This is a genomic window from Microbacterium sp., assembly GCF_051953575.1.
Classification (GTDB): Bacteria; Actinomycetota; Actinomycetes; order Actinomycetales; family Microbacteriaceae; genus Microbacterium.
Genome location: NZ_JBQCIP010000298.1, coordinates 1 through 10149, shown reverse-complemented (window position 1 = coordinate 10149; position 10149 = coordinate 1). Strand labels below are relative to the sequence as shown.

Genomic DNA, 10149 nt, shown 5'->3' with positions numbered 1-10149 from the left:
GTCGTACGTGTTCGACAACGCCGACCACGCCGCGAACCTGTTCGCGCTGGCCGAGTTCGGCAACATCTACACGCGCATCCAGAACCCCACGCAGGCGGTCGTCGAGGAGCGCCTCGCCGCCCTCGAAGGCGGCACCGGCGCACTGCTGCTGGCCAGCGGCCAGGCGGCGGCCACGTTCGCGGTGCTCAACATCGCCGAGGCCGGCGACCACATCGTGTCGTCGAGCTCCATCTACGGCGGCACCTACAACCTCTTCAAGTACACGCTGGCCAAGCTCGGCATCGAGACGACCTTCGTCGAGAACCAGGACGACGCCGAGGAGTGGCGCCGCGCGGTCCGCCCGAACACGAAGCTGTTCTTCGCCGAGACGATCGGCAACCCGAAGATCAACGTGCTCGACATCCGCACGGTGGCCGACATCGCCCACGAGAACGGCGTGCCGCTCATCGTCGACAACACGATCGCGACCCCGTACCTCATCCGCCCGTTCGAGCACGGCGCCGACATCGTCGTCCATTCGGCGACGAAGTTCCTCGGCGGCCACGGCACCACGATCGGCGGCGTGATCGTCGACGGCGGCACGTTCGAGTGGTCCAAGAACGTCGACAAGTTCCCGGGCCTCACGGTTCCGGACCCGTCGTACCACGGCGCCTCGTACACGGCGGCGGTCGGCGACGGCCTCGCCTACATCATCAAGGCGCGCGTGCAGCTGCTGCGCGACCTCGGCGCGGCGATCGCTCCGAACAGCGCCTGGCTGCTGATCCAGGGCATCGAGACGCTGTCGCTGCGCGTCGAGCGCCACGTGCAGAACGCACAGGAGATCGCGGAGTGGCTCGAGAACCACGCCGACGTCGCCTCGGTGAACTACTCCGGTCTGCCCACGTCGCCCTGGTACGCCGCGGCGAACCAGTACGCGCCCAAGGGCGTCGGCGCGGTGCTGTCGTTCGAGCTCAAGGGCGGCGTCGAGGCCGGCCGCGAGTTCGTGAACTCGCTCGAGCTCTTCAGCCACCTCGCCAACATCGGCGACGTGCGCTCGCTCGTCATCCACCCCGCCTCGACGACGCACTCGCAGCTCACGCCCGAGCAGCAGCTGACGACCGGTGTCACCCCCGGCCTGGTGCGCCTCTCGGTGGGTCTCGAGAACATCGACGACCTCAAGGCCGACCTCGAGCAGGCTCTCGCCGCGGCACGCCGCGTGTCGGAGGCGGCCCGCGCCTAAGAACCCTCCTCAGGGACCGGATGCCTCGGCCCGACGCGACGTCGGGTCGAGGCATCCGTCATTCCGGAGACTCGCCGGGAACGCACTGTCCGTAACGCGCCGTCAAACCCCGTTCAGGCACGAGAGAATGGTCGAATGGACTGGCAGACCTCCGAAGACACGGTGCCGAGCGCGCCGGTGACGGAGGCCGACGCGCGGCAGCTGCTGGGGCGTCCGCCGGCGACCGGCGCATGGCGCGACGGCGACCCGCTCGGCGACCGCAGGTTCGCGGCGTTCGGGGCGTTCCGCACCGAGCAGGGCAGCGAGCTGCCCGCCTACCGGCTCGCCTACGAGTCGTGGGGCGAGCTGAACGCCGCCCGCGACAACGCCGTGCTCGTGCTGCACGCGCTCACCGGCGACAGCCACGTGCGCGGCGCCGCAGGTCCTGGCCACCCGACGAGCGGCTGGTGGGACGACATCGTCGGCCCGGGTGCGCCGATCGACACCGATCGCTGGTTCGTCATCGCGCCGAACATGCTGGGCGGATGCCAGGGCTCCACCGGTCCGGCATCCATCGGTCCCGACGGGTACGAGTGGGCCTCGCGCTTCCCGCACCTGACGATCCGCGACCAGGTCGCCGCTCAGGTGCGCCTGGCCGACGCGCTCGGCATCGACGTGTGGGCGGCCGTCATCGGCGGCTCGATGGGCGGCATGCACGCGCTGGAATGGGCGGTGGGTCTGCCCGACCGCGTGCGGCGGGTCGGCATCCTGTCGTCGCCGCCCGTGAACACGGCCGACCAGATCGCCCTGAACTCGGTGCAGATCGAGGCGATCCAGATCGACCCGAGGTTCCAGGGCGGCGAGTACTACGACGCCGGCGACGGCGACGGCCCCACCCGCGGACTTGCCCTGGCCCGTCGCATGGCGCTCCTGAACTACCGTTCCCCCACGGAGCTGAATCAGCGATTCCAGCGCTCGTGGCAGTCCGGGGTCAGCCCGCTCGGCCATGGCGGACGATTCGCGGTCGAGTCGTACCTCGACTTCCACGGCAACAAGTTCACGCGCCGCTTCGACGCCAACTCGTACATCACGCTCGTCGAGGCCATGAACTCGCACGACGTCGGCCGTGACCGCGGCGGCGTCGAGGACGCGCTCGCCCGGGTGACCGCGACCGCCCTGGTGCTCGGCATCGACAGCGACCGGCTGTTCCCCATCGACGGTCAGCACCGCATCGCCCGCGGCATCCCGAACACGCTCGACGGCGACCGCGCGGTCGTGCTCGCCAGCGACTTCGGCCACGACGGGTTCCTCATCGAGACCTCCGCCGTCGGCGCGCACCTGCGACGCCTGCTCGACGCGTAGTCGTATCACCCGCTCGGCACCGCTCCTCCCTACCGACAACCGATCGGAAGGGGTCAGCCATGACCAGAGAAGACACGACGGGCGCTGAAGCGGCCGCCGACGCCTTCCGCGCGCAGCCGTTCCTGCGTGCTCAGCTCCATCTCGACGGCGACGGCGCCGACGCGCCGCCGGCCGACGGCCATCATGCAGGCCCAGGTCTGCACGGCGGCGCGGACGAGATCCCGGCGGCCCGGCGCAGAGCCCCGCGCAGCGCGAAGGCGGTGCGCGAGGACGCGAAGGCCATCCCCGCGGCACAGCGCTTCGGCGTGGACGCGCTGCTGGAGTCCATCGCGGCGGTGCGTCCGCGCGTGGACGAGCACGAGCTGCCCGTCGACGTGCGCGATTCGCTCGTGCACCTGCGCGGGCCGGTCGCCCGATTCCACGGCGCCAAGTTCTCGCTCGGGTACTTCCCGTTCCCGTCGTTCGCGTCGGACTGCGCCGACAAGTTCGGGTACCTGACGAAGCCGGCGACACGCACGGCGAGCAGGCTGCCGCTGACCGCGGCCAACCGCGCTCTGCTGGAGGAGCTCGGCCGCGCCATGGGCGACACCGGCGCTCCGGCCGACGACTCGGCGACACCGTCGGGATACACGTACGTCGGGCAGTTCGTCGACCACGACATCACGCTCGACGTCTCGTCGGCGATCGACTCGCCCACGATCGTGGACGCGACGACGATCAACAACATGCGGTCGCCCGTACTCGATCTCGACAGTGTGTACGGCAAGGGGCCTGCCCTGGACGCGTTCCTGTACGCGCCGCCGAAGCCCGGGGAGCCGGCATCCGCGTTCCGGCTGATGGTCGGCACCAACCTGCCCTTCGGGCCCGGCGGCGCCGGAGGCGCGGCGGGAGCCGGCGGGATGCTCGAGCACACCGACTTCGACGTTCCGCGGACGGCCGCGAAGACGGCGATCATCGGCGACCCGCGCAACAACGAGAACCTGATCGTGTCGCAGCTGCACCATGCGATGCTGCGATTCCACAACGCCGTCGTGGATCTGCTGGTCGCGGCCGGGTTCAGCGGCGACATCTTCATCGAGGCGAAGCGGCTGGTGACGCTGCACTACCAGTGGGCGGTGCTGCACGACTTCCTTCCCCGCATCTGCGGCCAGGCGGCCGTCGACGCGGCGATCGCGGGCGTGTTCCCGCCCACGAAGTTCCGCATGCCGGTGGAGTTCTCGGTCGCCGCGTACCGGTTCGGCCACAGCATGGTCCGCAACGACTACTGGCTGAACTTCACCCTCAAGACGAAGCCCATGAGCGACGTCTTCTCGTTCATCTCGGTGGACCGCACGCCGGTGTTCTCGAACTGGGTCGTCGACTTCAACGCGTTCTTCGAGACCGGCATCCCGGTGCCGGTGTTCAACCACGCGCGCAAGATCGACAGCGCGCTCGCGCCTGCCCTGTCAGACCTCGACGGCGACGGCACCACCGCCCAGCTGATGGGCGTGCTCGCCGCGCGCAACCTGGTGCGCGGGCTCGTGCTCGGGCTGCCGAGCGGGCAGGCGACGGCTGCGGAGCTCGGCGTGCCGGTGCTGACCGCCGCAGACTTGACCACGGGACTCGGCGCCGCCGAGACGGCGGTGCTGAACAAGGACGGCGGTCTGCTGCTGAAGAAGACGCCGCTGTGGTACTACGTGCTGCGGGAGGCGGCCGTGAAGACCGGGGGCGAGAGGCTCGGGCCGCTGGGGGCGAAGATCGTCGCCGACACGTTCGTCAGGATGCTGCGACGGGACGTGCTCTCGATCCTCAACGTCTCGTTCGCGCCGAGCCTGCCGCGCAGCAACCCGGCGACCTTCACGTTCGCCGACCTGGTCGGCGTCGCGGGGGTCACCCAGCCGTGAGACCGGCGCCGCCCGTGCGCGAGTACCGCCACGGCAGGGCGCCGATCTCGAGGCGATGACGGGATCCGGATGCTGCGGCATCCGGATCCCAGTCGTCGTCGCCGTGCCACAGCAGCACCGGTCCTTCCGCACCGCGGCGCGCCACCGTCTCGAAGTGCTGGACACCCGCCAGCCGGGCGGCGCCCCGGACCGATGCGGCGTCGGGGTGCGCGGCGAGGCCGTGCAGCGTCACCCAGGTGGGCGGGTAGAGCGTGAGCTCCCCCCGCCCGTGACGTTCGAGCAGGTCGGCAGGCCGCGCCCACTGCGCGGCGACCGCTTCGCCGGGCGACAGCACGAGCTCGCCGGCCGGCGCGGGCGCCAGGAAGAACCACGTGCGGATCCGCAGGGCGATGCCCGGCGGCGGGTCCCAGACCGACAGCGTCTCGAACACGGCCGGGTCGATCGCGAGACCCGTCTCTTCGCGCGTCTCACGGACGCCGGCGCGACGGGCGGCGTCCTCCTCGACGTCATCGGAGCCCATCCGGTCGTCGTCCTCGAGCTTGCCGCCCGGAAAGACCCACGCTCCCGCGAACGAGCCGCGGTCGGGGCGCTCGATCATGAGCACTTCGAGACCCGCGTCGCCGTCGCGCAGCAGCAGGACGGTCGCCGCCACCGGGATCGTCCGATCGGTCGCGTCCTCGGGACGCCGCGCCCGCGAGTCCGCCACCGAGTCGGCGACGGCGCGCAGCGCGCGCTCTGCGGGCGTCGGGTCGGGCATCAGGAGGCGTCGGCCTGCCGGTCGATCGCCGCCTCCAGACGCTCGATCTTCGCGTCGAGCTCGCCCGTGTACCCGGGGCGGATGTCGGCCTTCAGCACGAGCGACACGCGGGAGCCGTAGGGCGCCACGGCGTCGGTGGCGCGCTTGACGACGTCGAACACCTCGTCCCACTCCCCCTCGATCTCGGTGAACATCGACGTCGTGCGGTGCGGCAGCCCGCTGTCGCGCACGACCTTCACGGCCGCGGCGACCGCGTCGTGCACCGAGCCGTCGGCGCGGCCCGTTCCGCTGGGAGCGACCGAGAATGCGACGAGCATGAGAACCTCCGTAGTCAGTGGGCGAGGGATGCCTCATGGCCCGGTCCCTACTCTGTCATGCCGTGCGGAGGAGCCGCCGTCGCTCGCGGCACCGGGCGGTGCGCCGGCACCGGCACCCGCACCAGCCGCACGAGCGTCCAGACGAACAGCGCCACCAGGAGCACGTTGCGCAGCACCAGCAGGCCCACCGCGGCCGGGAAGAGCCAGAGGATCGCGTCGTAGAAGAACGGGAAGATGAGCTGCGTGAGCACGAGGATCAGCACCGCGAGAACCGCCGGACGCAGCCACTCCCGGCGGCGCAGCACGAGCCCCGCGACGAGCGGCGCGATGATCCACGTCAGGTACTGCGGCGATCCGACCTTGTTGAGCACGATGAACCCGAGCACGAGCGTGCCCGCGAGCGGCGGGAAGAGCGCCGCGAACCCCGCCCCGCGCCACGCCTTGAGCGTCCCGACGACCGCGATCGCCAGCATCCCGATCATGAGCACCGGCGTCATCGCCGCGATCACCGCGTCGACACCCGGACCGGTCACCTGGAACGTGATGAGGTCCTCGTCATAGCGGACGGCGGCGCCGGGCACCCCGGCGGCGGCCATGACCATGTACACCGCACTGACGGGCGCCTCGATCTGCAGGCCGCGCGTGGTCTGGTCGCCGACGAATCCGAACAGGTGTGCACCGCCGCCGAGCGCCAGCACGATGCCGACGGCGATCGCCGAGACGATCGCGGCACCGCCGATGATCGCAAGGCGCCGTCGCACGGCGATGACGGCGGCCGCCAGGAGCGCCGCGGGCCACACCTTGATCCACGTGGCGACGGCGAGCAGGGTCGACGCGAGCCACGGCCTGCCGACGAGCCACAGCGATCCGAGGATCGCGAGCGGCACGGTCACGCCGTCGAGGCGGAACATCCCGACCCCGCCGAGCGCGAGGATGGCGGCGAGCCAGAACCAGGCGGCGGTCAGCCGTCCGCGCGAGCGGCCGCGGCCGACGAGCACGGCGAAGGCGGCGGCATCCATCGCGGTCACCAGAAGACCCCACCCGAGCGTGTAGTCGATCAGCGGGCTCACCGCTCCTACGACGAGGATGGGCGCGTGCGCGAGGATCGGGTACACCCACCCCTCGGTGATGCCGGGGATCGCCTGCCCCGACAGCGTGCGGCCGGCCCACCAGCGGTACAGCTGGTCCACATCCCACGACGCCGCGTGGTCTCCCGTGAATCCGAGCCAGATCACCGCCGCATGGACGAGGGCGAACGCGACCCACACCACCGCCCGCCGAGACACCCCACCATCCTAGGGATGCCTCGCCGCGGCGCCCGTCCGACCTCAGCCCGCGAGGGCCTCGGCGACCGCGCCCGGCAGCGCGTCTGCGACGTCGAGCGCCGTGATCGGCCGATCACCCGCCGAGGCGAGGGCGCCGGCGCGGCCGTGCAGCCAGGCGCCCGAGGCGGCGAGCGCGGCCAGCGCGCTCCCGTCGGGCGGTGAGCCGGCGGCCGCGCCGGCGACGAGCGCGCCGATCACGCCTGCCAGCACGTCTCCGGTGCCGGCGGTCGCGAGCCACGGTGTGCCGGCCTCGACCGTCGCGGCCCACCCGCCCGGCGCGGCGACGATCGTCACGGCCCCCTTGAGCAGCACGACGGCGCCGGTCGCCTCGGCGGTGTCGGCCGCGGCGGCCACACGGTCCGTCCCGGCGGGCGCGAGCCCCAGCGCCGCGCGCAGGCGGGCGTGCTCGCGGTCGTGCGGGGTCAGGATGCGGGGTGCCGTGGCCTCCTCCTCGACGGCGAGGTCGAGCGCCCCGGCGTCGGCCACGACGGGGTCGGTGTCGCTCAGCAGGGCGCGGAGCGCGGCGGTCTCGGCGGGCGTCCGGGCGGCGGCATCCGTCCCGGAACCGATCACCCAGGCCTGCACGCGGCCGTCGGCCGTCACCGTCTCGGGCCGCCGGGCCAGCACGAGGCCCGCGGCGCGCGGGCCGCCCAGGTACCGCACCATCCCGAGGCCCGTGCGCCATGCGGCCTCGACTCCCAGCACGGCGGCTCCGGGGTACGCGTCCGAGCCGGTCCGCATGCCCAGCACACCCCGGGAATACTTGTCGTCGGCGGCCGTTGGCCTCCGAAGGGCGTGCGCGGCATCCTCTCGCGTCCATTCCCGAACCATGCGGTCACAGTACCGCCGCGACGCGAAGGATCCCGATGACCCGCCTCTTCACACCCCTGACCCTGCGCGACCTCACGGTGCGCAACCGGCTGTGGGTGTCGCCGATGTGCCAGTACAGCGCCGTCGACGGGGTACCGCAGGAGTGGCACCACACGCACCTCGCGCAGTTCGCCTCGGGTGGTGCCGGGCTCATCGTGGCCGAGGCCACCGCTGTCGTGCCCGAGGGCCGCATCTCGCCCGAAGACACCGGACTGTGGACCGACGCGCAGCGCGACGCGTGGGCGCCGATCGTCGCCGCGATCCGGGCGCGGGGCGCCGTCGCCGGCGTGCAGCTCGCCCACGCGGGCCGCAAGGCGTCCACGTGGTCGCCCTTCTCGGGGCATCGCGGCACGGTCCCCGCCGACCAGGGCGGCTGGACGACCGTCGCCCCCTCGGCGATCGCCTTCGAGGGCTTCGCCGAGCCTGTCGCGCTCGACCTCGCCGGGATCGACCGGGTGGTCGAGGGATTCGCCGCCGCCGCCCGCCGCGCGGTCGACGCCGGGTTCCAGGTGCTCGAGCTGCACGCCGCCCACGGGTATCTGCTGCACCAGTTCCTCTCGCCGCTGTCGAACCGTCGAGACGACGAGTACGGCGGGTCGCTCGAGAACCGGGCACGGCTCCTGCTGCGGGTGCTGGATGCGGTGAGGGATGCCGCACCCGGCGTCCCGGTCATCGTACGGTTCTCGGCCACCGACTGGGCCGACGGCGGCTGGGACGCCGACGACACCGTCACCGTCGCGCGGTGGGCTGCCGAGCGCGGCGCGGACTTCTTCGACATCTCCAGCGGCGGGCTCGTCGCGCACCAGCGCATCACGACCGGCCCGGGCTATCAGGTGCACCTCGCCGAGCGCGTGCGTCGTGAGGCCGGTGTGCCGGTGAACGCGGTCGGCATGATCGACGACGCCGTCCACGCCGAGCGCATCCTCGCCGAGGGGTCAGCCGACGCCGTCATGGCCGGCCGCGAGTGGCTCCGCGACCCGCACTACGGGCTGCGCGCGTCGGTCGAGCTCGGCGCCGACATCGACTACTGGCCGGCGCAGTACCTGCGTGCGCGACCGTCCGGCACCTGACGCACATCCCGGTGCGGGGCACATCCCGTCCGTTCGAGGCGCGCCCCGAACGGACGCAACGCGCCCCAAACCCACAGATCCGACGCGGAGACGAAGGGATGCCGGCAGCCTCGGCCGCCGGCATCCCTTCATCGCTCAGTAGCCGCGGCGCCGAGTGGCGTCCTGCACCTCGCCGATGAGCTCCTCGATGATGTCCTCCAGGAAGAGCACGGCCGTCGTCCGGCCGGCGTCGTCGCGCACCTGAGCCAGGTGGCGACCGGCGCGGCGCATCACGGCGAGCGCGTCTTCGAGGTCGGTCGATTCGAGCACCGGCACCATGTGGTGGATGCGCTTGGTCGGGATCCGGCGCGCGACGTCGGTCGCGGCATCCGGTCCCTCCGCGGCGCGAAGGATGTCCTTCAGGTGCACGTACCCCACCGGCTCGCCCGCCTCGTCGACGATCACGTAGCGCGAGAACCCGTGCTTCGACACGGCGCGCTCGATCTCGTCGGGAGTCGTGGTCTCGGGGAGCGTCACGAGGTCCGACAGCGGCACGGCGACGTCGGCGGCCTTCTTGTCGGTGAACTCGACGGCCGCCGCGACCGTGCCCGCGGTGTCCTGCAGGACGCCCTCGATGCGGGACTGGTTGACGATCGTCGCCACCTCTTCGAGCGTGAAGGTCGAGGCGGCCTCGTTCTTCGGCTCGATGCGGAACAGCCGCACGGCATGATTCGCGATCCAGTTGAGCGTGACGATCACCGGGTGGAACACCTTCGAGATCCACACCAGCGGCGTCGCGAGCATCAGCACCGCGCGGTCGGGCACCGAGAACGCGAGGTTCTTCGGCACCATCTCGCCGAACACGACGTGCAGGTACGACACCAGCACGAGGGTCACGGCGAAGGCGACGCCGTCGACCAGCGCCTCCGACCAGCCGGTGAGCCCCAGCGGGGCGGCCAGCAGGTGGTGGATCGCCGGCTCCGACACGTTCAGGATCAGCAGCGAGCAGATCGTGATGCCGAGCTGGCTGGTCGCGAGCATGAGCGTCGCGTGCTCCATGGCGTAGAGCGCGGTCTTGGCCGACCGCGAGCCCTTCTCGGCGAGCGGCTCGATCTGCGAGCGGCGCGCGGAGATGACGGCGAACTCCGCGCCGACGAAGAAGGCGTTGGCGACCAGCAGCACGACCAGCCATACGATTCCGGCCCAGTCGTTCATCGGCGCTCACCCCCCTCGGCGGAATCGACGTCGTGGGGCATCGGCCTCGGCGTGAAGCGGACGCGGTCGACGCGGCGGCCGTCCATGCGCTGCACCTCGAGCGTGCCGTCCTCGATCTCGACGTCGTCGCCGACGACCGGGATGCGCTCGAGCACGCTCATGATGTAGCCGCC

Annotated in this window: 10 protein-coding genes; 4 read left to right on the top strand and 6 right to left on the bottom strand. The window is 71.9% G+C overall.

Annotated features, from left to right (window positions below):
* From ACTHNQ_RS19075 to ACTHNQ_RS19065, 3 genes are all read left to right on the top strand, one after another.
* Nucleotides 1-1219 (top strand): bifunctional o-acetylhomoserine/o-acetylserine sulfhydrylase (locus ACTHNQ_RS19075; protein ID WP_440335516.1); only part of this gene is annotated, 1219 nt, incomplete at its 5' end.
* Nucleotides 1220-1354: 135 nt separating this feature from the next.
* Entirely contained in the window at nucleotides 1355-2560 is a 1206-nt protein-coding gene (metX, locus tag ACTHNQ_RS19070) for a homoserine O-acetyltransferase MetX (RefSeq protein ID WP_440335515.1), read from the top strand.
* A gap of 59 nt (nucleotides 2561-2619) precedes the next feature.
* Nucleotides 2620-4443 (top strand): peroxidase family protein, encoded by a 1824-nt coding sequence (locus tag ACTHNQ_RS19065; RefSeq protein WP_440335514.1) that lies wholly within the window; start codon nucleotides 2620-2622, stop codon nucleotides 4441-4443.
* On the opposite strand, the gene ACTHNQ_RS19060 is transcribed toward ACTHNQ_RS19065, so the two are convergent.
* From ACTHNQ_RS19060 to ACTHNQ_RS19045, 4 genes are read right to left on the bottom strand one after another with little or no spacing between them, the layout of a single operon-like run.
* Complete coding sequence (locus ACTHNQ_RS19060; protein WP_440335513.1) at nucleotides 4430-5200, bottom strand: NUDIX hydrolase; 771 nt, start codon at nucleotides 5198-5200, stop codon at nucleotides 4430-4432. The two genes, ACTHNQ_RS19065 and ACTHNQ_RS19060, sit on opposite strands and share 14 nt — an antisense overlap.
* Nucleotides 5200-5517: a thiamine-binding protein gene (locus ACTHNQ_RS19055; protein ID WP_440335512.1), complete on the bottom strand. Its 318-nt coding sequence runs from the start codon at nucleotides 5515-5517 to the stop codon at nucleotides 5200-5202. The genes ACTHNQ_RS19060 and ACTHNQ_RS19055 overlap by 1 nt, the downstream gene beginning before the upstream one ends.
* A 47-nt stretch (nucleotides 5518-5564) precedes the next feature.
* Nucleotides 5565-6803, bottom strand: a complete 1239-nt coding sequence (locus ACTHNQ_RS19050) for a hypothetical protein (protein ID WP_440335511.1) — start codon at nucleotides 6801-6803, stop codon at nucleotides 5565-5567.
* A 42-nt stretch (nucleotides 6804-6845) separates the two neighbouring features.
* Nucleotides 6846-7673: an ADP-dependent NAD(P)H-hydrate dehydratase gene (locus ACTHNQ_RS19045; protein ID WP_440335510.1), complete on the bottom strand. Its 828-nt coding sequence runs from the start codon at nucleotides 7671-7673 to the stop codon at nucleotides 6846-6848.
* A gap of 35 nt (nucleotides 7674-7708) precedes the next feature.
* Between ACTHNQ_RS19045 and ACTHNQ_RS19040 the strand changes: the two genes are divergently transcribed.
* Nucleotides 7709-8782, top strand: a complete 1074-nt coding sequence (locus tag ACTHNQ_RS19040; protein ID WP_440335509.1) for an NADH:flavin oxidoreductase/NADH oxidase — start codon at nucleotides 7709-7711, stop codon at nucleotides 8780-8782.
* 135 nt (nucleotides 8783-8917) lie between these two features.
* Here ACTHNQ_RS19040 and ACTHNQ_RS19035 read toward each other — a convergent pair whose 3' ends face one another.
* Nucleotides 8918-9976, bottom strand: a complete 1059-nt coding sequence (locus tag ACTHNQ_RS19035; protein WP_440335508.1) for a hemolysin family protein — start codon at nucleotides 9974-9976, stop codon at nucleotides 8918-8920.
* Nucleotides 9973-10149, bottom strand: a 177-nt coding sequence (locus ACTHNQ_RS19030) for a transporter associated domain-containing protein (RefSeq protein WP_440335517.1), incomplete at its 5' end; no start/stop codon positions are given. The genes ACTHNQ_RS19030 and ACTHNQ_RS19035, both read right to left, overlap by 4 nt.